This is a genomic window from Arthrobacter sp. ok909, from assembly GCF_900104405.1.
GTDB lineage: Bacteria > Actinomycetota > Actinomycetes > Actinomycetales > Micrococcaceae > Arthrobacter > Arthrobacter humicola.
Map to the genome: position 1 here is coordinate 246,770 of NZ_FNJS01000001.1, position 22,662 is coordinate 269,431.

Annotated in this window: 19 protein-coding genes and 1 pseudogene; 11 read left to right on the plus strand and 9 right to left on the minus strand. The window is 65.9% G+C overall.

Translation table 11 applies throughout. The features are described from left to right. Positions 1 to 53 precede the first annotated feature (53 nt). From BLR03_RS01135 to BLR03_RS01150, 4 genes are all read left to right on the plus strand, one after another. Positions 54 to 1,250 (plus strand): acetyl-CoA C-acetyltransferase, encoded by a 1,197-nt coding sequence (locus BLR03_RS01135; protein WP_091248353.1) that lies wholly within the window; start codon positions 54 to 56, stop codon positions 1,248 to 1,250. Further along, positions 1,247 to 2,836 carry a long-chain-fatty-acid--CoA ligase gene (locus tag BLR03_RS01140; RefSeq protein ID WP_254788094.1) on the plus strand — a complete coding sequence of 530 codons (1,590 nt, stop codon included), beginning with the start codon at positions 1,247 to 1,249 and terminating at the stop codon, positions 2,834 to 2,836. The genes BLR03_RS01135 and BLR03_RS01140 overlap by 4 nt, the downstream gene beginning before the upstream one ends. A gap of 84 nt (positions 2,837 to 2,920) precedes the next feature. After that, positions 2,921 to 3,859, plus strand: coding sequence for an alpha/beta fold hydrolase (locus BLR03_RS01145; RefSeq protein WP_091248355.1), 939 nt, complete (start codon positions 2,921 to 2,923; stop codon positions 3,857 to 3,859). A 79-nt stretch (positions 3,860 to 3,938) separates the two neighbouring features. Then, the gene (locus BLR03_RS01150; RefSeq protein ID WP_091248358.1) at positions 3,939 to 5,621 is read left to right on the plus strand and encodes an alkaline phosphatase D family protein; all 1,683 of its coding nucleotides are present in this window, start codon (positions 3,939 to 3,941) and stop codon (positions 5,619 to 5,621) included. 70 nt (positions 5,622 to 5,691) lie between these two features. Here BLR03_RS01150 and BLR03_RS01155 read toward each other — a convergent pair whose 3' ends face one another. Together BLR03_RS01155 and BLR03_RS01160 are read right to left on the minus strand one after the other, a co-directional pair. Further along, complete coding sequence (locus BLR03_RS01155; protein ID WP_175460362.1) at positions 5,692 to 6,966, minus strand: MFS transporter; 1,275 nt, start codon at positions 6,964 to 6,966, stop codon at positions 5,692 to 5,694. 177 nt (positions 6,967 to 7,143) lie between these two features. Then, positions 7,144 to 7,527: pseudogene (locus tag BLR03_RS01160) on the minus strand (3-oxoadipyl-CoA thiolase); the annotation flags it as partial. 142 nt (positions 7,528 to 7,669) lie between these two features. Between BLR03_RS01160 and BLR03_RS01165 the strand changes: the two are divergent. After that, positions 7,670 to 8,776 (plus strand): IS110 family RNA-guided transposase, encoded by a 1,107-nt coding sequence (locus tag BLR03_RS01165; protein WP_091248362.1) that lies wholly within the window; start codon positions 7,670 to 7,672, stop codon positions 8,774 to 8,776. A gap of 418 nt (positions 8,777 to 9,194) precedes the next feature. Here the strand turns inward: BLR03_RS01165 and BLR03_RS01170 are convergent, their stop codons facing one another. Together BLR03_RS01170 and BLR03_RS01175 are read right to left on the minus strand one after the other, a co-directional pair. Continuing rightward, on the minus strand, positions 9,195 to 9,410 hold the full coding sequence (locus tag BLR03_RS01170) for a saccharopine dehydrogenase NADP-binding domain-containing protein (protein ID WP_091248364.1): 216 nt from the start codon (positions 9,408 to 9,410) through the stop codon (positions 9,195 to 9,197). 184 nt (positions 9,411 to 9,594) lie between these two features. Beyond that, complete coding sequence (locus BLR03_RS01175) at positions 9,595 to 11,169, minus strand: APC family permease (RefSeq protein WP_091248366.1); 1,575 nt, start codon at positions 11,167 to 11,169, stop codon at positions 9,595 to 9,597. A gap of 403 nt (positions 11,170 to 11,572) precedes the next feature. Here BLR03_RS01175 and BLR03_RS01180 point away from each other — a divergent pair, with 403 nt between their 5' ends. Both BLR03_RS01180 and BLR03_RS01185 read left to right on the plus strand, forming a co-directional pair. Next, complete coding sequence (locus BLR03_RS01180; RefSeq protein ID WP_091248822.1) at positions 11,573 to 12,214, plus strand: NADPH-dependent F420 reductase; 642 nt, start codon at positions 11,573 to 11,575, stop codon at positions 12,212 to 12,214. 243 nt (positions 12,215 to 12,457) lie between these two features. After that, the gene (locus tag BLR03_RS01185; protein WP_139184450.1) at positions 12,458 to 13,150 is read left to right on the plus strand and encodes a hypothetical protein; all 693 of its coding nucleotides are present in this window, start codon (positions 12,458 to 12,460) and stop codon (positions 13,148 to 13,150) included. A gap of 79 nt (positions 13,151 to 13,229) precedes the next feature. Here BLR03_RS01185 and BLR03_RS01190 read toward each other — a convergent pair whose 3' ends face one another. Then, a complete protein-coding gene (locus BLR03_RS01190; protein WP_091248371.1) occupies positions 13,230 to 13,694 on the minus strand; it encodes a phage tail protein in 465 nt (154 codons plus the stop codon). Positions 13,695 to 13,843: 149 nt separating this feature from the next. On the opposite strand from BLR03_RS01190, the gene BLR03_RS01195 reads away from it, so the two are divergent. From BLR03_RS01195 to BLR03_RS01210, 4 genes are all read left to right on the plus strand, one after another. Continuing rightward, positions 13,844 to 14,629, plus strand: coding sequence for an isocitrate lyase/PEP mutase family protein (locus tag BLR03_RS01195; protein WP_091248373.1), 786 nt, complete (start codon positions 13,844 to 13,846; stop codon positions 14,627 to 14,629). A gap of 278 nt (positions 14,630 to 14,907) precedes the next feature. After that, entirely contained in the window at positions 14,908 to 15,450 is a 543-nt protein-coding gene (locus BLR03_RS01200) for a PadR family transcriptional regulator (RefSeq protein WP_091248376.1), read from the plus strand. A gap of 5 nt (positions 15,451 to 15,455) precedes the next feature. Continuing rightward, positions 15,456 to 17,168 carry an ABC1 kinase family protein gene (locus BLR03_RS01205; RefSeq protein WP_091248378.1) on the plus strand — a complete coding sequence of 571 codons (1,713 nt, stop codon included), beginning with the start codon at positions 15,456 to 15,458 and terminating at the stop codon, positions 17,166 to 17,168. Positions 17,169 to 17,282: 114 nt separating this feature from the next. Continuing rightward, a complete protein-coding gene (locus BLR03_RS01210; RefSeq protein ID WP_091248379.1) occupies positions 17,283 to 17,867 on the plus strand; it encodes an HhH-GPD-type base excision DNA repair protein in 585 nt (194 codons plus the stop codon). Between the two features lie 522 nt (positions 17,868 to 18,389). On the opposite strand, the gene BLR03_RS01215 is transcribed toward BLR03_RS01210, so the two are convergent. The 4 genes from BLR03_RS01215 to BLR03_RS24660 form a co-directional block, all read right to left on the minus strand. Then, positions 18,390 to 19,769, minus strand: coding sequence for a glutamate decarboxylase (locus BLR03_RS01215; protein WP_091248382.1), 1,380 nt, complete (start codon positions 19,767 to 19,769; stop codon positions 18,390 to 18,392). A 31-nt stretch (positions 19,770 to 19,800) separates the two neighbouring features. Next, positions 19,801 to 19,983 (minus strand): hypothetical protein, encoded by a 183-nt coding sequence (locus tag BLR03_RS23835; RefSeq protein WP_139184451.1) that lies wholly within the window; start codon positions 19,981 to 19,983, stop codon positions 19,801 to 19,803. Between the two features lie 49 nt (positions 19,984 to 20,032). Further along, on the minus strand, positions 20,033 to 21,403 hold the full coding sequence (locus BLR03_RS01220) for a chloride channel protein (RefSeq protein ID WP_091248385.1): 1,371 nt from the start codon (positions 21,401 to 21,403) through the stop codon (positions 20,033 to 20,035). A 467-nt stretch (positions 21,404 to 21,870) separates the two neighbouring features. Continuing rightward, a partial coding sequence (locus tag BLR03_RS24660; protein WP_217639726.1) for a response regulator occupies positions 21,871 to 22,662 on the minus strand: 792 nt, incomplete at its 5' end.

Consider the following 22,662-nt stretch of genomic DNA (forward strand, 5'->3'; position numbering starts at 1 on the left):
TTGAGCCGCCTGCCTTGGCCCACACTATGCCTGTCACCCCGAAAGGACTTTTCTTGAACCAGAACCCCCACATCCCTGTCATCCTCGGCGGCGCCCGGACCCCCTTCGGCCGCTTCCGCGGCGGCCTCACGGCTTTCTCCTCAAGCGAGCTGGGCGCCCACGCCATCCGCGCCGCGCTCGACCGCACCGGCGTCACCCCCGACCAGATCGAAGCCGTCATCGTCGGCCAGGTGATCCAGGCCGGAGCAGGCCAAGGCCCCGCACGCCAGGCCAGCCTGGCCGCCGGGATCGGCTGGGATGTGCCCACGGTGACGGTGAACAAGCTGTGCCTCTCCGGACTGACAGCCGTGATCGACGCGGCCCGAATGATCCGCGCGGGTGAAGCAGACTTCATCATTGCGGCCGGTCAGGAATCCATGACAAACGCACCCCACCTGGTGCCCGGGCTCCGGGCCGGCGTCGTCATCGGGGACGCTCCGATGCTCGACTCGCTGAACCGCGACGGGCTCCAGGATCCGGTGAGCGGCTTGCTGATGGGCGAGGCCACCGACGCAGGAAACGCCGAGCGCGGCATCACCCGCGCCGAGCAGGACGCTGTCGCGGCCCGGTCCCACCAGCGGGCCGAAGCGGCGCGCGCCGCCGGCCTGTACGCCGACGAGATCGCCCCGATCGACGTCCCCCAGCGAAAAGGGCCAGCGCTGACGCTCCGGCACGACGAAGGCATCCGCCCCGAGACCACCGCCGAATCCCTGGCGCAGCTCCGTCCCGCCTTTTCGAAAGACGCAACGGCAACCATCACCGCAGGATCCTCGTCCCCGCTCTCCGACGGCGCCGCGGCCCTGGTGATCGCAAGCAAGGCGGCAGCCGAAGCCGCAGGGCTCGAGTGGATCGCCGAAATCGGTGCCCACGGCCAGACGGCGGGACCGGACGGATCCCTGCACTCCCAGCCCGCCCGCGCAATAGAACGCGCCCTCAAGAGCGAGGGCCGGACGGCCCAGGACCTTGATCTGGTCGAGATCAACGAGGCCTTCGCGTCCGTGCTCATCCAATCCGCCAAGGACCTCGGCATCGAGCCGGACGCCGTCAACGCCGAGGGAGGCGCCATTGCTCTCGGGCACCCGGTGGGGGCTTCGGGCGCGCGCCTGGTCCTGCACCAGGCGCTGGCCCTGAAGCGCCGCGGCGGAGGCATCGGCGTCGTAGCTCTCTGCGGCGGCGGCGGCCAGGGCGACGCCCTGATCCTCAAGGCATGACCATCCCAACGAAGAAGAAGGCCATGAAAACCACCAACCACGACGACGGCTTTGGAACCATCTCCGTCGCAGCCATCCTGGCCGAATCCGCACGCAGGACGCCGGACAGCATCGCCCTGATCGTCGGCGAGGACGAAACCAGCTACGCCAGCCTCTGGCGTGAGACCCGCGCCTACGCCGGGGCGCTGCGCGCGCGGGGCATCGGCCCCGGAGATGCCGTCGCCGTCCTGATCCCCAACGTCCCGGACTTCGCCCGGGTGTATTACGCCATCCTGGCCCTGGGCGCCGTCGTCGTTCCGGTGCACGCCCTGCTCAAGGCACGCGAAATCGAATACGTGCTCCAGGACAGCGGCGCCATGATGTTGGTCTGCGCCGCATCCCTGCTGAAGGAAGGCGCTGCGGGCGCCGCCACCGCCGGAACCGATCTCCTGACAGTGATGGCGGCGGACGACGACGGGCTGCCGCGGCTCGAAGACGAGGCCGCCGGGTCCCGGCCAATCGACAGCTACGTCCCGTGCCGGCCCTCCGACACCGCCACGATCCTCTACACCTCCGGCACCACGGGCAAGCCGAAGGGCGCCCTTGGCACGCATTCCGCCCTGGTGGAACAGACCAGCGTCCTGCTGACAAGCGTCATGGACTTCAAGCCCGGCGACGTCCTCTTCGGCGGATTGCCGCTGTTCCACACGTTCGGCCAGACCGTCGTTCTCAACACGGGACTGCGCGCGGGCGCCACCGTGGTCATGATGCCCCGCTTCAGCGGCGATGGCGCCCTGAACCTGATGGCACGGCACAAGGTGAACATTTTCGTCGGTGTGCCGACCATGTATGTGGCGCTCCTTGAAGCGGCCAAGACGGTCGGCGCCCGCCCGGCCGCCCTGCGCTACGGCATCTCCGGCGGTGCATCCCTCCCGCTGGCCGTCATGGACAAGTTCCGCGACGTCTTCGGCGTGGAGATCCACGAAGGTTACGGACTGACCGAGACGTCCCCCGTTGCCGCATTCAACCACGTCGGCACAGCACCCCGGCCCGGCACCATCGGCGTCCCGATTTGGGGCGTCGACATCGAAATTGCCCGCGCCGAAACGGTCGAAAGCATCGAGCTGCTGCCCTGCGGCGAACTTGGCGAGCTCGTCATCCGCGGACACCTCCTGATGAAGGGCTACCTCAACCGGCCGGAGGCCACCGCCGAGGCAATTGTCGACGGCTGGTTCCGCACCGGGGACCTTGGGACGAAGGACGACGACGGCTACCTGAGAATCGTTGACCGCAAGAAGGACATGATCATCCGCAACGGCTACAACGTGTACCCCCGCGAGGTGGAGGAAATCCTCCTCACCCACCCGGAAGTCGTCAGTGCCGCCGTCTACGGAATTCCGCACGACGTCCACGGCCAGGAAATTGCCGCCGCGATCGTGCTCGACGCCGGAGCCACGGCCACCGAGGCAGACCTGATGGAATTCGCCAGCGCCCAACTCGCCGCGTATAAATATCCTCGCGTCGTCAGGCTGCTCGAGGAGCTCCCCCTCGGGCCCAGCGGAAAAATCCTCAAGCGCAACCTGGCTGCCGAATCCGTCGGATCCTAACGGCCCTACCCCGTCGGCGGCGGCCAAGCCCAGGATATCCGCCGGCTCCACCGACATTCCGCTCCTCAGATAAGGACCCGACTCATGACTGAGACCAGCCGCAAGGACTACAACACCATCGACGTTCCCGTGCGCGGCGGCCTTCTCCATGCCGCCGTCTGGGGAGAAGAGAATCCTGCGTCGCCGACCATCCTCGCCGTGCACGGAGTGACGTCCTCGCACATGCAGTGGACGGTCCTGGCGGATGCCCTCCCCGGCGTCCGCATCATCGCGCCGGACCTGCGGGGCCGAGGGCGCAGCAACGCGCTGCCCGGACCCTTCGGCATGGCCGCCCACGCCCAGGATCTGGCGGCTCTCCTGGATGCCGTCTCCGCCGGCCCCATTGTGGTCCTCGGGCACTCCATGGGCGCCTTCGCCGCGCAAGTCTTTGCCCACGCCTATCCGCAACGGGTGAGCTCGCTGCTGCTGGTGGACGGCGGCCTTCCGCTTCCGCTGCCGCCCGGAGTCAGCGTGGACCAGGCCATTGATGCGATTCTCGGGCCCGCGGCGGCCCGTCTGTCGATGAGCTTCCCGGACCACGAAACATACTTGGAATTCTGGCGCCGTCACCCAGCCTTTGCCGACGACTGGAACGATGCCGTCGAAGCTTACGCGCGGTACGACTTGCTCGGCGAGGCTCCGAACCTTCGTCCCTCGACCACCATCGAGGCAATGACCGAGGACTCGAGAGATCTCCTGGCCGGCGACTCAGTCCGGCATGCCCTTCAGGACCTGAACCACCCCGCCGTCCTGCTGTGGGCGCCTCGCGGGCTCCTCAACGAATCCCCCGGCCTCTACACCCACGAATCCGTTGACGCCTGGGCCGGCAGCCACCGGTCACTGCGGGCCGAAGTGATACCCGAGGTCAACCACTACACAATCGTTATGGGAAGCTCAGGCGCGGCCCGGGTGGCCGCCGCGGTCAAGGAGGCCCTGGACTCCGACCGGACCGGCACGGCAGGCCGGTACACACCAGTTGACTAACCCGCCGCGTTGAAGACGCAGTGTTCGGTGTTTCCGCAAGGCCATGGCCGCACCCGGGCCGAGCCGGTACAACTAAGTCATGACGACCTTTCCCTTGGTGCTCGGTCCCATGATGCGGTACGTGGATGAGACCTCGGCGAGTGTCTGGGTGGAGACCCGAACTGCTGCCCGCATCTCGGTCCGCGCGGGCGGCAGGGGGTGGGAAGCCAAGACGTTCGCAGTGCACGGCCACCACTACGCCCTGGTGGAGGTGGACGGACTCGAGCCCGGAACGGTCACGTCCTACGCCCTGGACGTCAACGGAACGCAGGTCTGGCCCGATCCCGCGTCCGGGTTCCCGCCGTCGGTGATAGCGACGCTGAAGCCTGGCAAGCCGCTGCGGATGGCCTATGGCTCCTGCCGGACCAGTGTGCCGCATGACGAGTCCGGCAACCGGACCCACGGCGTCGATTCGCTGCGCGCCTTCGCGCTGAGGATGACCACCGGCGGTGAGCTGCCGTGGCCGGATCTGGTGGCCTTCATCGGGGACCAGGTCTATGCCGACGTGACCAGTGAGCAGATGCAGGAGTTCATCCGCGGCCGACGCGACATCAAGGCACCCCCGGGCGAGGAGCTCAAGGACTACGAGGAATACGCCCACCTGTACTTTCTGGCCTGGTCGGACCCCGCGAACCGGTGGCTGTTGTCCACCCTGCCCAGCGCCATGATCTTCGATGACCACGACATCCGCGACGACTGGAACACCTCGCTGAGCTGGAAGAAGAAAATGGAAGCCACCTCCTGGTGGCACGGGCGGATTGTCGCGGGGCTGGCCGCGTACTGGGTCTACCAGCATCTGGGCAACCTGTCACCGCAGGAACGGGCCGGGGACGCTGTCTGGCAGCAGATCGTCCGGCACACGGGCGAGGACGAAATCGACGTGAGCTCGGAACTGGACAGCTTCGCGGACCGGGCTGATCGGGACCCGGATTCCTACCGGTGGAGCTACTGCCGGGATTTCGGTGACACGCGGCTGATCGTGGTGGACTCCCGCGCCGCCCGGCACCTGGCGCCGGACGCCCGCGCCCTGGTGGACAGAACGGCAATGGCCTGGCTAGACGACCGGATGCGTGGCGGATTCCGCCACCTGCTCGTGGCGACATCGCTGCCCTTCCTGCTGCCGATGGGCCTGCACTACGTCGAGTCCTGGAATGAGGCCGTGTCCCAAGGTGCGTGGGGGAAGCTTGCCGCCCGGGCCGGCGAGAGCCTACGCCAGGCGCTGGACCTTGAACACTGGGGCGCCTTCCAGAACAGCTTCCGGGACATGGCAGCCATCGTGACCGATGTCGCCGACGGCAAACGCGGCACGGCGCCGGACACCATTACCTTCCTCTCCGGAGACGTCCACTACTCCTACGCGTCCGAGGTGGAACGCGCCTCGGGCAGCCGGATCGTGCAGGCCGTCTCATCCCCTATCCGCAACCCGCTGCCCCGGCTGATGAGGTCCTTCGCGGCCGTCATGTCCTACGCGCTGGCCACGCCGGTAGGCGTCCTGGTGGCGCGCTCGGCCAAGGTGCCGGACCCGCCGTTTCGCTGGTCCGGGATCAAGGGCCCATGGTTCGACAACAACCTCGCCTGCCTGGAGGCCACGCCGGAGGGGCTGAAACTCTGGTGGCAGACCGGCGTCGTGGACGGTGGCGACCACTTGCACCCCAGGCTGGAACGTGTCGCCGCCGTCACGGTGGCTCCGCGGAGCGCCGCCAATAGTTCCGGACCCGTCTAGGATTGCCGGGCCGGCCTGGCGGCGCGGACAGCGGCATACAGCGTGAACCCCTTGTGTCGAGGACGACCCTCTACGCCGGCTGCGGTCCTGCGTTCGACGTGCCGGCCGGGGCATTGGCCGCATCGGCATAGTGGCGTTGCCGGCGGCTCGCCAGCAGGAAGGGCACCGCAATCAACTCGATCGCGCCGCCGATCGCGAGCGAGGCCGGGTAGCCGTACACATCAGCCGCCCGGCCGAGCAGCGGCTGCACCACCACGCCACCGCTGGAGCCCATGAGCGAGTCGAAGCTGAGCACTGTTGCCCGTTGCTTCGAGGCGATCATGTCGTTCAAGTACGCCTGCCGCACCGGGATGCCCGCCGAGGAAATCAGGGCCCAGAGCGCCAAGAGCACCAAAGCCACCCAGAACACGCGGGTGAACCCGAGCGCGGCCAGGATCATTGCGTCCAGGATGCCGCTCAGAATCAACACCGTCGTGCGCTTTCCCACGAGACGCCGGACATGGGGCGCCATCCAGCCGCCGAGCACCTGCGCTCCGGCCACGATGGCTGCGGCGAGGCCCGCCACCGAATACGCGTGAGGGTCCCCGAACAGCTCAAGCAGGTACGGTTGCAGGGCGTAAAACACGTAGATTCCGACGCCGGCGCTGAAGGGGGCGGCCAGCATCACGTAGCGTACGGGCGGATTCTTCAGGCCATTCTCGATCGAGGCCGACAGTACGGCCCGGGTCGCCTTAACCGGATGGGTGGAGCGTTCGGGGGTGAATCCGACGTCGCGCATGAGACCAAAGGCGACGACGAACATGACCAACAGCACGCCGACGCGCAGCAGAAACGGTACTCCCAGATTGGTGGCCTGTGCGATCACGCCGCCGGCCACCGAGCCGACGAGCATCGCGACGCCGGAGACCATCTGCCCCCGCCCGAGCACCGCCTCCATCCCGCCTTCATACCCGGAGTAGCGCAAGGCGTCGACGAGCCAGGCCTCGACCGCACCGGAGAAGAAGGTGAAGCCCAGGCCGAGCAGGACCGACACGACTGCCCACGACCAGAACGGGGCGGACAACTGCCACAGCAGGTAGTAAAGGTACGTGGATCCGGCCAGGGTCACGGTGCCCAGCAGAAACGACACGCGGCGCCCCCAGCCGTCGGCAACCACCCCGGTGGGCACCTCGAACAGCACCATGCCGGCCGTGAAAAAGGCGTTCGCGGCAAACGCCTCGAAATTGCTGAGCCCGGCATCCAACAGGAAGAGGGTGTTGATCCCCCAAATGAACGAGGCCGCAAGGGTATTGCCCAGCGTCAACGTGAGAAAGATGCGCTGGATCTTTCGGGCGGCGACGGTCATCCCGTCGCCGCCCCCGCCAGGGCGAACGGGAAGCACGAGGCAATTCTCGTCCCCCGTGCCGGTGCGCGCCAGATGCCCCGTCACTCCGCGGGCATTTGGCGGCGCAACCGGCGCCGGACAGCCTCATCCCGGAAAACCGCACCGCCGGCATGGCTGTGCTCTCCTTGGGCCGGCGGGTTATGCCGATGCGGCGGGGGTGACGTTTTCGAGGACGACGGCCAGGCCCTGGCCGACGCCGATGCAGATCGCGGCGACGCCCCAGCGCTGACCGGTGGCCTGCAGGGTGCGGGCCAGGGTGCCCAGGATCCGCCCGCCCGAGGCGCCCAGCGGGTGGCCCATCGCGATCGCGCCGCCGTGCCGGTTCACGATCGAGGCATCGATGCCCCAGGCGGTGATGCAGGCCAGGGACTGCGCGGCGAACGCCTCGTTCAGTTCGACGGCGCCGACCTGGTCCCAGCCGATCCCGGCCTTCGCGGGGGCCTTGTTCGCGGCCTCGACCGGGGCGTAGCCGAAGTACTGCGGGTCGTTCGCGTGCGCGCCGCGCCCGGCGATCCTAGAGATATGAAGTGTGGTGGTCGGCTGACGTACGACTGGAACCCCGGGTTCAAAGAGGTTCGTGGGTTGCCCGTCCGGTGGTCTGGCCCGCAGTTTGCTGCGGGTGTGGACTGGTAGAGCCACATTTGAACGTCTGGAGGTTCCAGTCATGCATAAGCGTACCTATGTCGGTTTGGATGTCCATGCGCGCAGCGTCAAGGGCTGCGCGATTGATCGTGAGACCGGTGAAATTCTGCGACAGAGCCTGGCCGCCAACGATGCCGGGATCGCCGAATGGGTATCCGGGCTGCCGGGCCCGGTCTTGGTTGTCTATGAGGCAGGTCCCACGGGTTTCGGGCTGGCCCGGTGCCTGAATGCGGCGGGGATCGAGTGTGTGGTCGCGGCCCCGTCCAAGCTCCAGCGGCCGTCCGGAGACCGGGTGAAGACCGATGCCCGGGCTGCCGAGCATCTGGCCCGGCTGGCCCTGCTGGGCCAGATCACCCCCGTTCGGGTCCCGGGTCCCTCACAGGAAGCGGCCCGGGACCTGGTCCGTGCCCGCGAGGACGTCCGGTCGGATCTGATGCGGGCCAGGCATCGTGTCTCGAAGCTCTTGCTGCGCCACGGACTGGTCTACTCCGGCGGCCATGCCTGGACCGAAACCCACCACACCTGGCTGCACCGGCAGCACTTCGACGACGCTGCCCTGCAGGCCGCCTACGAGGCCGGTCTGGAGACGGCCGAGCTGACGCTGGACCGCAGAAACCGTTTGGACGCGAAGATCACCGCGATGGCGGCCACCGAGCCGTATGCCCCGGTTGTGCGGGCCCTGATGTGTCTGCGCGGGATCTCGGTGCTGACCGCGTTCGGCCTCGCGGTGGAAATCGGCGACTGGAACCGCTTCACCGGCTCCACCATCGGCGCGTATCTCGGTTTGGTCCCCTCCGAGCATTCCTCGGGGGCGTCCCGGGCCCAGGGACCGATCACCAAGACCGGGAACACCCCCGCCCGCCGGCTGCTGGTCGAGGCCGCCTGGCACCACCGCCGGCCCTACACTCACCCACGCCGTGAAGTGCGTGCCCGCTGGGACGCGGCCGATGAAGCGTCCCGGGTCCGTGGCCACCAGGGCAACCACCGGCTGCACCACAAGTGGGAGCAATTCGAGGCCCGGCACAAACGCCGGGTCATCGCGGACGTCGCCGTCGCCCGCGAACTGGCCGGCTGGTGCTGGTCCCTGGCCGCCCCCGTCCAACAGGAACATCCATGGACCGATGACTAGACGTACCGTTCCCGGCGCCCGACCAACGGCCCGGCAGCGTGGAGGAGACCCGCGACTCGGCTATGGACAACCGGCAATCGCCGGCGACGCCCGACATTCCTAGACCGGCGGCACCCCTCCAGCCGCAAACCTCGTCCTGCGGTAACCAACCCGCGCATATCAGCCTGACAGCGCTCCTCGTCGAAGATGACGCGCCAGCCACGTAGGACGACGCCGAAGAACGGATACGAAGTGAGCGGTCCAGGACAAACCAGCCCTGGGCCGCTCACCCTTGCCCTCTTGACAGGCAACCCCTACATATCAGCCGAGGCAAGATCCAACAACTTCCCCTCGGCGTCACGCCAACCAGGCCCGGGTAAGCCCGGGACGGTATCCGTCGTGCGGGCCGCCCTCCCCCGGCACCGGGACGCCGTCATCATCACCGTCCCTTATGAACTGCCCAGATCGATGTCGACGCATCCAAGGCAATCGCCTCAAAGCGTTGCCGCAGTTCAGGAGAAACGGACTCTACTGCGGACTCCGCACGCGCAAGGTCGTAGTCCGCGACAACAAATACTTCGAAAAAGCTCCGGCGTGCCACGATGCCGGCCGCTGCTCCGCCCGCACCGCCGGCGCCTATGCATAGAATCCTCATTGATGTCCTTCCCAGTTGTTGGGCTCCGGACTTCCGAATCTCCGGCGTTACCGCAGACGGGATCGACAGGTGCGAATCCAAGGCGCCGAGATGTGCGGGAATGCGGTGGCCGCGGGTGGTGTCATGCGCTCAGTCCTGCGGACAGCCCGCCCCGGCAGCGGGAGCCACGGCGCCGGCCTGGGATTCATTGACGGCGCGTCTCAGGCTTGTCCGAGCGCCGGCGCAGTGTGTAACCGCGGAAGAAGCCCGGCTTCCGGATCCACCAGATCCCCATGAGCACGGCCCCGATCAGCAGGCCGCCAACGCCGACGACTGCCTCGGCCCCGATACCAAAAATCGTCACGTTGTTGCCGTCTGCGTCTTTCAGCCAATCAGGCTGGCCGAAGTTGGACAGACCATAGACGAAGACGGCCGCGAGAATGAGACTGCCAACCGCCGGGAACAGTCCTCGCATGACGAAGTTCCGGAACGACGTCGTAAGTGTCTTGCGGTAGAACCAGACGCAGGCGATGCCGGTCAGTCCGTAGTAGAACGCGATCATCAGCCCGATCGACCCAATCAGGGCGAGCAGAAGGGCCGGGTTGATGAACGTGAAGACGATGAAGAAGAACGCGGAAACGACGCCCATGCCGAGGGTGGACCAGGTCGGCGTGAGGTATTTCGCGTGGATTCGTGCGAAATGTTCCGGGATCGCCTTGTAGACCGCCATCGAGAGCGCGGTGCGTGCTGTCGGAAGGATGGTGGTTTGCGTCGAGGCCGACGCCGACGTCAGGATGGCGAATCCGAGAAGCGTCATGAGGATCGCTCCAACCGGACCTTCGCCGAACAATGTCGGTCCGATGGCCGAAAAGACGTCAGCCGAGTTGGCCGGGTTTGCCAGCCCAATTCCCGAGTCGCCGACGCCGGCAAAGGCCACGGTGGAGACAGTCACGACCGCATAGGTAGCCAGCAGGAGAACCGTGCTGATGATGGCCGCGCGCCCGGGGGTCTTCGCTGGGTCCTTCGTCTCCTCATTCACCGAGACCGCGCTGTCCCAGCCCCAGTAAATGAAGATCGCAGTCAGCATTGCCGGGGCAACAGTCTGGCCAAAATCGAGGGTGAACGGGTTGAACCAGTCCCACGACGGGATGAGCGAGTACGGCTCGGCGGTTCCCGAATACACCTTGACCAGTGCGAACACCGCAAAGAAGATCAGGATGACGACTTCGAAGGAGAGCAGCACATACTGGACGAGGGCCGTGATCTCGATGCCCCGGTAGCAGATCCACGTCATCAGCGCGATCCACGCCAGACCTGCAATCGTCGTCGCAACGACGTTGCTCGCCAGATCCGCGACTGCCGGTATCCCGAATCCTCCGACAAAAGTGAACGAATACGCGCCGGCGATCTGGGCCAGATTGGACATGACGATCACGTCGGCGATGATGATGCCCCAGCCACCCATCCAACCGGGGACCGGGCCAAACGCCCGCGTCGCCCACGTGAAGGTTGTGCCGCAGTCGGGCTCCGCTTTATTCAGCTCCTGGTAAGCAACCGCGATGAGGTACATCGGGATGAAGGCGAGAAGGACTATTCCGGGTGCCTTGACTCCCGCGAAGACGGTGCCGCCGACGACGATGAATCCCAAACTGGCCGCGAGGCTGTAGGCGGGGGCCGTCGAAGCGACACCCACAACGACACTCGATAGGAGGCCGAGGGCACCGCCCTTCAGGCCCTTGCTGTCGACTTCCTTGGCTCCGGAATGAACGGTGCTTGCCATCTTGTCTCCCTAGCAAGGAACCGGCGGTGCCGGTAACGCCGGAGCCTAATGCCCCCTTAAACCAACCGCGGGATACACACATGCGTAACAATGCAAATAATCCAGCCTCCGTAGAAATCGCGCAAGGGGTGAGTTGAGCGCTCCGAGGGAATTCTGCGCGTGCCATCCCGCCCGCTGTTTCCGGCCGGCAGGTTGTGGCTGGCGTACCGACCCAGGGAACTCACCTGACCACACGCGCCCGCCGCGCGGCCATCAAACGCAAGCACCTCGTTCCACTCAGAAAAATACTTGACACTTCAACTTTCACGGCGTACATTTAGTTGTAGCTTCAATCATCACTCCTCCAAGAGAACAGACCCTGATGAACACCCTCCTGGCCCGCATATTCGGAAAGAAGACTCCCATGACGAACCTCACCATCATCGGCAACGGCAACATGGCCCGCGGCATCGCAACCCGTGCCCTCGCCGGCGGCCTGAGCGTCGAGATCCTCGGACAGGACGCCACCAAGGCCAAGGAACTGGCCGCCGAACTGGGCACCGGCGTCACCTTCGGCACCACCGCCGACGCCCCGCAGGGCGCCATCGTGGTCCTGGCCGTCCCATTCGACGCCGCCAAGTCCGTGGTCAGCACCTACGGCGCGGCCCTGACCGGCAAGACCATCGTGGACATCACCAACCCGGTGAACTTTGAGACCTTCGATTCCCTGGTCGTTGAACCCGGCACCTCCGCCGCCGAAGAAATCGCACGGCTTGCCCCCGCCGGCGCCAACGTCGTCAAGGCGTTCAACACCACCTTCGCCGGCACCCTGGTCGCCGGCGAGTCCGGCGGTCAGCCGCTGGACGTGTTCATCGCCGGGGACAACGCGGACGCCACCGCAGCGGTCAGCAGCCTCGTCAGCGCCGGCGGCATGCGCCCCCTGGTCGTCGGTCCGCTCAAGCGCTCCCGCGAACTCGAAGGCTTCCAGTTCGTCCTCATGACGATGCAGGCCAACCCGGAGTTCGCCGACTTCAACTGGGACACCGGACTTCAGGTCACCAAATAACCCGACGAGCAATAGACGTCAAAAAGACCACACACAAAAGGACGACGGCGGGAAGCTTCCCGCCGTCGTCCTCTTGCGTATGACGTGATGACAGCTGCGCCCGGCACTGAGGGGGTTCGGTGATCGTTCGATGAACATTGGGCGTCCTCCCGCTTCAGGCCGTCGGGAGCGACTTAAGCTGATGCGGAAGCCTTCGCCCCGCGGGGAGACCGGAGGGCGAAGCACCAACAGTGGAGAGCCGTGATGTCGTTAGAACATGCGGGGCGTAGACCGAAAGCGGAGATAGCCCACGCTCCCGTCTCCGGAGGCGCCGGCAATGAGACCGTCCCCGGCGTCTATGAGTCGGCACGCCGCGCCGCCGCGGACCGCATGGAACGTATCCTGGGACGTGCCAGCAAGCGGCTCCTGAAGCGCTCCGTGCCGACCAGCCTCGCCGCCATCACCAGCGGCACCGACTGGACAACGTGGCATTTCGTCGCCCAGTCCCTCGGCTGGCCCCTGGAAAACGAAGACGACGGCACTGCCTTCCTCAGCGTTGACGGCCGTATCTGCTTCTACCGCCGGTCCACAACCTTCGGCGGCGACGAATTCCTTACCTCTGACACCGTGCTGAGCACGTTCGAAGGCGGCAGCGCCACCAACAAGCTGATCAACCCCAAAGCTCTGGTCCCGGAGTCCGGCCGCGTGATCTCCCTGCCGGCCCGCAAACCGGGCAAAGAGCCGGCCTGGATGACCGCTCCGCAGCGCCTCGTCGAGTTCACCGGCAACCGTGCCATCGCGCGCTGGCCTCGGACGGCCCTCGACAACCTGGTGAATGTCGACTTTGACCGCAAAGGCAAGGTCTGGATCACCTACCCCCGCTGGGACAGCCACCAGAGCATCTCCCTGAAGGAATGGCTCACTTTGAGTACGGCCAAACTCCTGAGCCTCGATTGACCTGACGGCCATCCCTGGCACCGCGAACGAGCAGGGCGATTCTGGCCGAAGCCCCACCCGGATGCGCAACGTCAACCGGTCAGTACTCGCCCTTGATCACGAAGAAGGAGCCGCGAATAACCCCTGCCAGCTTCGACTTCTGGCGAGCGAACTTGAAGCGTGACGCCAGTTCCTCCGGAATCTCCATACCTTCGGCAAGTTTGAATCCGACCGCTCGCTTCCCGCCGTCCTCGATGCTGTACATGACGTTGATGGACAGCCCCGATTCGTAGAACACGTAGGCCATCCGCAAACCGTCCACTTCGAAGGCGGTCGCTTCGAGCGGGCGTGAGCCGATGACGATGTCGCGCTCGTCCTTGAGGATGCGGCTCACCCGCTCAACCACCTCCGGAACCTCGCTCGCAGGGCTCACAGTTAAGACGTGATCGTACTTGTTCCGGTAGTAGCGGCCCTCGTTGGCGCGCAACCCGGCGAGCGCCTCGGCAACGGGAGACGATTCCAGGCCGACAGTGGAAACGTTCTCGAAGTCAACGATGTACGGCATGCGCCCTCCTGGTCAGATGTGTTGGGACCAACGATAACGTGACGACGTGCTGCGCGGGCGTCCGAAACGTCGACCCCTTGCGGCGCCCGGCCGCGTTTGTAGACTGAGCAGGGATTCACCTATTCGGTTGGCAGGGGATGGGAATGAAAATGGCCACTTTTCGGGAACTCCACCACACTACGGCACCACTCCTGCTGCCCAATGCGTGGGACGTCGGATCCGCGTTGGCATTTGCGACAGCGGGATTCCCAGCCCTGGGCACCACCAGTTTTGGCATTGCGGCAAGTGCCGGCCTGCCGGACGGAGGCCGGTCCAGCAAAGCGGTAACCACCGCACTGGTGGCACAGCTGTGCCGCCTGCCTGTACACGTCACGGCGGACATCGAGGACGGCTACTCCGATGACCCTGCCGAGGTTGCGGAACTTGTGGCCCAACTGGCCGCCCTTGGCGTGGCCGGGGTCAACCTGGAGGACAGCACCGCCGGGCACCTGATCGATCCAGCAGCCTTCGCCGACAAGGTTGCCGCCGTCAAGCGACGCAGCCCGGCTGTGTTCATCAACGCCCGGGTGGACAACATATGGTTCGGCGAGCAGGCCACTGTGGATGCCGTCCTCCTCCGGGCGGGTCTCTACGCCGACGCCGGGGCAGATGGGATCTTTGTCCCCGGACTCGTGGCGCCGGAGGACATCCAGATCGTCACCGCCGGCATCGGGCTGCCGGTCAACGTGTTGGTCCATCCCTCGCTGACCGTTGCCGAGCTGGGTGATCTGGGGGTGCGGCGGGTGAGTTCCGGCTCCCTCCCGTACCGCGCGGCAGTTGACGCGGCGGTGAACGTGGTCTGCGCCCTGCGCGACGGCAAGCAGGCGCCGGCCGCCACTCCGTACTGGGAGATGCAATCCCGTCTCGTGTCATTCAGCCAGGGCCTCACGGGCTGACCGCCGTCATCGCGAACCGGCCACCCACCTCCCCGCAGACCGAACCCGTGCCGGAGGTGGTCACGGACCGGTGTAGAGAGTCCGACGGCCAGGGAGCGCACATTTTGCACACGCCCTTTGTGCCACCGCGGGTCGAGCTCCGGCACGGGCGGTGCCCAACTACCGCGCTCGATGTTGGGGCAATCCGACCTCCCTCCGCCAGCTTCTCGCACTGCTGGTTATCGCGTATATCGGAATGTATCGTTGAGTATCGTTCGGGATTCATTAAGGAGAGCAGCATGCGTAATTCATACTCGGCTGGCGGATTTGGCGGTCCCAACATCGACGGCATGTGGCAGGCCGTAGAAGAGCTGCGTTCAAGGTTTGAGAAGCGCTCGGGCACCCGCGCGGGGCGAGGCGAGGTGCGGTCCGCGGTGCTGGCCCTGCTCGCGGAGCGGCCGATGCACGGCTATCAGATCATCCGTGAAATCGAGGAGCGGAGCAATGGCAGTTGGAAGCCGAGCGCCGGCTCCGTCTACCCCACGCTGCAACTGCTGGCCGATGAGGGGTTGATCCGTGCCGAGGAGTCCAACGGTCGCAAGATTTACTCGTTGACCGAAGCAGGCCGGGAGGATGTAGCCCATGCCGATGCGTCAGCACCGTGGGAGTCAACGGGCCCGGCATCCGGCACCGGATTCGCGGCCCTGCCGAAGGCCGGCGTCGAGCTCGCGCAGGCCGCGTCCCAGGTGGGTCGCACCGGCTCTCCGGAGCAGGTGCAGCAGGCCGTGGCGGTGCTGAACGAGGCACGTCGTCGCCTGTATTCGATTCTCGCCCAGGACTGACGGGGGTGACGTCGGTTCGTCGGGACCGGGCAAATCCGGTCCCCGGCGCCGGAGACACCCGTGCCCGTTACCGTCGCATCCTGCGCTTCGCCGCGTGGCATCTCGCCGTGACCTGGTGGTTTGAGCTGCTCCTCCCCCGCATCGGGCTAGGCAGAGTTGCCGAGCGCACCCGGGCGAAGAGGATGCGGAGCTTCGCGCAGCACTTCCACGTGCTCGCGGTGAATCTGGGCGGCCTCATGATCAAGGTCGGCCAGTTCCTGTCGTCCAGGCTCGACGTGCTTCCGCCCGAGATCACCAAGGAGCTTGAGGGACTGCAGGACGAGGTGCCCCCCGTTCCGTTCCCCGCAATCCGTGCACTTGCCGAGGCCGAGCTGGGTGTGGCGCTGAACCAGGTTTTCGCCTCGGTTGAGGAGGCGCCAATCGCCGCCGCCTCGCTCGGGCAGGCGCACCTGGCACGACTCCTTCCCGCCAATGCCGCCGACGCGGGGCTCGACAGGGTGGTGTTGAAGGTGCAGCGCCCGGGCATCGACGCGATTGTCGACGTCGACCTGGCGGCACTGCGCAAAGTGGGCGGCTGGCTTAGCCACGTGCGACTGGTGTCCGATCGGGCGGACATGGCCGCACTGGTCGAGGAGTTTGCGCAAACCAGTCTTGAGGAGATCGACTACCTGCATGAGGCAGCGAATGCCGAGCGATTCGCGGCTGATTTCGCCGACGACGACCGGGTGGATGTACCCGACGTGGCATGGGAGTGGAGCACCCGCCGCGCGCTCATCCTCGAAGATGTCACGGCGATCAAGATCACGGACTCGGAGGCACTTCTTGCGGCCGGCATCGATCCGGCGCAGGTTGCCCCGGTCTTCGCGTCGGTCATGTTCGACCAGATGTTCACCACCGGCTTCTTCCATGCCGATCCTCACCCCGGAAACATCTTTGTGACTCCGGTTACCGATTCATCCGCGGGGCGCCCATGGAAGCTGACGTTCATCGACTTCGGCATGATGGGCGAGGTTCCGCCCAGCACTCGCAGCGGCCTGCGGAAACTTCTGATCGCGGCCGCCTCGCGTGACGGCAAGGGCCTGGTGAGCGCGATCAGCGACGTGGGTGTGTTGGTGCCGTCGGCCGACAGGGCCGAGCTTGAGCGGGCGATGACGCACCTGTTCGCCCGGTTTGGTGGGATGGGCTTCGCCGAGCTTCGCGAGGTGGACCAGCGGGAGTTCCTTGATTTTGCAGTGGAGTTCGGCGACCTCGTTCGCTCGCTGCCGTTCCAGTTGCCGGAGAATTTCCTGCTCATCATCCGGGCGATGTCCCTGACCTCGGGTGTGTGCAGCTCGCTGGACGCCCGGTTCAACCTGTGGGACGCCGTCGAACCCTATGCGGCGCAGTTGCTGCGCGACGAGCGTGGCAACATCGTGCAGGACGTGGCTCAGCAGGCGCTGGACGCCGCCGGGGTCGCGCTGCGTCTGCCGAAACGCCTGGATGGGCTCGTCAGTCGAATCGAGGACGGTGCACTATCCGTGTCTAATCCGCGTCTCGAGCGGCAGATCGCACGGCTGGACCGCACGGCGCAGCGATCGGCATCGGCGCTGATATTCGGCGCCCTGCTCATCGCAGGTTCCGTGGTCCGGGCGGACGACACGGTGCTCGGCAGCGTGCTAATGATCGTGTCAGTCGTTCCGCTGCTGCACGGGCTGTGGCTAGGGCGCCGCGGCCTCTGAGTGAAGTGGCGAGCCGGGACCGGGCAAGTCGTCGTCAGCCACCGGCGGTTCCCGGTTCTCATCAATCCTTGTAGGTGCCATGACGCAGCTCGGAGCAGGTGGGAGGATGGGCGCATGGAACTGCACATCACTGGCGACCCCGCCGCCGACCAGCTGCTCAGCAATGACGCGTTCGCACTCCTCATCGGCATGCTGCTTGATCAGCAGGTGACCATGGAGTCTGCGTTTGCCGGACCCGAAAAGATCCGGACGCGCATCGGGTCCATGGCCCCGGCCGCAATCGCCGAATATGACCCGGCAGGCTTCGTTGAGATCTTCAGGGAGCGTCCGTCCATCCACCGCTTCCCTAGCTCCATGGCCAGCCGCGTCCAGGACCTCGCCGCGACCGTACAGCGCGATTGGAATGGGGACGCAACTGCCATCTGGAACCAGGACGACCCTGACGGCCAGGAAGTGCTGCGCAGGTTGAAGGGATTGCCCGGCTTCGGAGAGCAAAAGGCGAAGATCTTCCTCGCCCTACTCGGCAAGCAGTGCGGACTCCAGGCACAAGGCTGGCGTGAGGCAGCGGACCCCTATGGCCAGGAGAGCGCCTTTCTTTCCGTCGCAGACATCGTGGACCCCGAGTCGCTGACAAAAGTGCGCGCCAGCAAACAGGCCGCCAAGGCCGCTATTAAAGCCGCGAAGGCATCCGAGCGCTGATAAGAATGGCATGACCCAAAGGGTTCCGATAGGTTCGTTCATCTGTTGCGCGGACCCCGGTTGCCCGGCGGGCCGAGAATCCGCCGGGAAGCCAAGGACGAAGCCCGCTGGCTCCTCCGCCTCGCCCGGCCTGCGGCCTAAGGGCAGCCACGGCAAACCCGATCCAGTGAAAACTCGAGCTCCCGGACGATGATGTTCCCCGATGGCAGGCCGTGAGAACGCGGGGCAGCCTCCGCCTCCGCTGACCCGAAGGTCGCGACGCGCGCACGCGATCGGCCGGGACGTCAGGCCTGCGAGTAGACTCAGACCAGCTCTCCAGTCCCCCCAGCTTGGAGAGCCGGGAGCCTCCGCGCTTGAGTCCTGGATTCGCGCGGAGGCTTCCTCATACGTCCGGCAACAACTCGCCGCAACCAAGAGGGACTTTGGCGATCAGGCCGTACCGCATGAAGGTGGAAGCCAAAGTAACGCCACGGAGGACGATCTCCCCCGCCGGGCGCCCCGGTGTGTCACCGTTGCCTTGAGTCAATGACCGGGTCCGGTCACGATCTTATTTCGTTCGGATTCGTGCGCGCCGCCCTTCTTTGCCAGCGTGGCGCACGCCTCTTCGATGTCTCGGGCGAGCGTGTCGACGTGCTCGCGGCTCAGCGTTTCCTTGACCAGGGCCCGCATGATCGTCACGTTTTGGGCGTTCGGCGGCAGGGTGTACGCCGGCACCATCCAGCCGCGCTCGGCCGCGAGCTGCCAGGCAATGTCGAACTCGTCGTACCCGGTATCGGCGGCGAGCCGGAACGCGACCAGGGGAAGTTGCTCCTCGGTTGGGCCGATGATCTCGAACCGGCCCATGGCGTCCAGCTTCTCGGCGAGGACGCGGGCGTTGGTCTGCATGTTCTGCATGATGTAGGTGTAACCGGCGCGACCATAGCGCACGAAGTTGTAGTACTGGGCGAGAACCATCGCCGAGCCGGTGGAGAAGTTCAGGGTGAAGGTCGAGTCGGTCTTGCCGAGGTAGTTTTCCTCGAAGACGAGGTCCTTGGCCAGGTCGGCCTTTTCCCGAAAGATCAGCCAGCCGATACCGGGATAGACCAGTCCGAACTTGTGCCCGGAGACATTGATCGAGCGGACCTGCTCAAGCCGGAAGTCCCACTTGGAGTCCGGGTAGAGGAAGGGCCAGACGAACCCCCCGCTGGCCGCGTCCACGTGCAACGGCACATCAAGGCCTCGCTCGCGCTTGATTCGCAGCAGCAGGTCGTTGATGCCGACGATGTCGTCTTTGTGCCCGGTGAACGTCGTACCCAGCACAGCTGCGACGCCGATGGTGTTCTCGTCGACATGGGCCTGCACGTCATCCGGGCCGATCGTGTACTTCCCCGGCTGCAGTGGCACGATCCGGGGCTCAACGTCGAAGTATCGGCAGAACTTCTCCCACACGACGTGCACGTCGCCGCCGAACACCAGGTTCGGGCTCGACGTCGACGCGCCGGCAGCCTCGCGACGCTTGCGCCAGTTCCACTTCAGGGACAGACCGCCGAGCATGATCGCCTCGGACGATCCCTGGGTTCGTGCTCCCGTCGTCTCGCCGGGCGCGTGGAAGAGGTCGGCGAGCATCCGAATGCAGCGCTGCTCGATCTCGGCCGTGCGGGGATATTCGGCGTGGTCGATGAAATTGCGGTGCAGGTTCTCTGCAATGATCTGCTGGGCCTGCGGCTCCATCCATGTCGTCACGAAGGTCGCCAGGTTCCGGGCGGGATCACCCTCCAGCGCCAGGTCCTCCGAGACCAACCGCAAAGCGTCTTGAGCAGGAATGCCGGTCTCCGGGAACTCCCGGCTCGGAACCTCCTGGGTGATAAATCGGTTGCCGAACAGCGCCACGTCGGCATCCGCCGGCTGGGAATTTACTGACATCGCTTCTCCTTCGGAAATTGTTGAAAGGGGGTTACGGATGAGTTTCCCGGTCCGGAGAGACCGAGGCGTCGGTGGACGCTGGACTCAGCATCAGAATCGCGCCGGTGAGGAAGCACAGGGCTCCCACGAGTGTGCCGAGATTGGACAGTTCGGCGTTCCAGACATCGCCGCTCGACGGTAGGCGAACAGACTCGAGCCGATGATGAACAACCATGCGATCCACCGGTCCCTGTCGGTCGAACGGACCGAGCTCGGGATCTCAGTCATGGCCGGCCCTCGGGAGCCCGATGTTGGACACTGCCGGCATCGTCAGGCGCCACGGACGCCCGCGGGCCCGGGGTCGGGAGCACATTGGTGATGACGAAGGCCACCGCCACAGCTACCACCACCTGGGGTGTTACTGCCACACCGTCCACTCCCAGCAGCAGCGTGGCCAGCAGCGTTGACGTCAACGGCAGCCGTAGCATAGCTGCGCACATGGCTCCTATGCCCATGCCGATCGCTGCCGCGAGATTCATTCCGGGCAACCCACTCGCAGCAATACCGAGCGCCGCACCGATGAACATCGACGGGAACACCGGCCCACCACGAAATGCGCTCAGCGAGAGCCCGTAGACCAGGGTCTTACAGGCGATCAGCAGGACCAGCACAGCAAGCGGGTAGTCCGCGGCGTCTGCGACCAGCTCCGGAAGTGCGTCCTGTCCCGAGAACAACACCTGCGTGAAGCTGTGCGCGGAGATCAACTGGTACGCCATCGCGGTAAGACCGATCAGCAAGCCGAGGGCAGACGTCACCAACACGCGGTTCAGATGGACGACCGGACGAAGCGACAGCGCGACCCAGCGGATCAACCATCCCAACAGCGCCCCGGCCGCGCCCATGATCACCGCCCAGCCCATCGTCGCCAACGTCGGCGGTACCGCAGGCGGCACCGCGGGCAGCGCCAGCGAGAAGCTGCCCAACCCTGTCCAGCCGTCCAAGCCGACGAACACCAGCGCCCCGACGCCAGATGCGATCAGTCCGGGCAGGGCCACCAGACTCAGCGTCATTCCGCCGATCCCGGCGGCCTCCATGATCAGGAATGCACCGAGCACGGGAGAGCCGAGCAGGGTACTGATCGCTGCGAAGCTGCCAGCCGACGCCATGATCGTCAGGGCCATCGGCGGAGCGTCCTTCTTCACCAGGTGCACCGCCAACGCCCCGAGGCCGCCACCGATCGCGATCAGCGGCCCCTCGGGCCCGAGCGCGGCGCCCAGGCTGAGCGTAGTCAGTGCCGCGAGAACGATGCCCACGAGCTCCCGACTGCTGGGCGGACGCCCCCCCGTCTTGAATCCAAACGCTGGTGAGTGGCCCCCAGTTCCGGGCAGATACCGGATGGTCAACGCCGTCAACAGCCCACACAGCACCAACCACGGAACCGGCCACCACGCAGGAGCGGGATTGCCTAGGACTTGACTCGGCAGCCCGACGAAGACGAACCGCTGGATCGCCGCGACCAAAGCGAGAAAACCGTAGGCAATGATCGAGATGGGAACGCCCAAGACCGCTGCCAGCACGAGCGCAGCGATGTACGGCCTGGAACGAATCACGACGATCGGATCGATACTGGGTGGCGACGCGGCAGGCTCGCTCATTCCCGGCAACCCGGCGCGCCTGTGACGTTTCGGGTCGACCCGAATGTCCCTCGTCCGCCCGAAAGACGGCCCCCAGCAAACGGAGGCGCCGAGAGGACCTGGAGAACGGGTGCGGTGCGCCCGTGGTACCAGTTGAGCATCCCTTCTCCTTCCACTGGCCGTCCGCTCGACGGCGGGAGCCTTCAGCGAGGTCGCACAAGCGATAGAGGCTGGTCAATCACGTGTTCTCCAAGCTAACGCTTCCAATGGGGGCAGTCGTCACCCAACGCGGGTGAGAGAGAACGGGTCATCCACCAACGGTTACTCCGGGACTACCGGTGTAAAGGTTTGCCGCCCATGGCGGACTCGTGGTTTGGTCCGCCAACCGGAGGGTCCGTAGATCTCCAGGTCGCGGCGACTGATGGGGGTGCGATTCTCTTCGGGAAGGATCCCTCAAGCCCGGCGGCTACGATTGTTTGCCGCAGCCCCTACGTGTGGCTGGGTTGAGGGTGGATGACCATTCGTCCGGCCCCGATCGCGGCAAGGGCATCGGCAAGCCGGAGGGCATCCCCTGCCCGCGCTTCGTCTGTGGGCGGCAAGGTGGGGGCCTCGCTGGTGCAGTTCAGCAACGCGGCCGTGACTTCGGCGACCAGATCCGGGAACCGGCTGGACCGGTAGCCGCCGTCGGCGGGGTCGTCCGGGTGATTCAGGGTTGTGGTGACGAGCACGGCGGCCTGGGTCCTGCGCGCCATGCCGAGTTTCATCAGGATGGTCGAAACCATGTTCTTCACGGTCTTTTCTGCCAGGAACATCTCCTGGCTGATCTGGCGGTTGCTCAGCCCCTTCGCCAGGCCGATGGCGGCCGTCATTTCCCGCTTTGACAGTCTCTGGAGCCTCTCCTCCGGCCCGTGCGGCCCGGGCAGGGAGAACGGGGCCACCAGCGCCGGATGGAACCGGCCGCTGTACGCGGTATGCCCGGCCAAGGCCCGGCGGATCAGCCTGAGTTGTTCGCTGCTGTCGTCCTGCTTGGACAAGCACCCCCGGGCACCGGCCAGAATGGCGTCGATCAGCACGGCTTCGTCGGTATCCGCGGTCATCAGCACGCAACGGATGCCCGGGTCGGCCGCGGTGATGGCCCGGCACACGTCGGCACCGGAACCGTCGGGAAGATCATCGTCAAGAATGACCAGCTCCGGGCGAAGGGCAGGGATCCGCCGGACTGCTTCGCGGGCGGATCCTGATTCCCCGGCGACGCTCAGACCATCGGACTCGATCAGCTG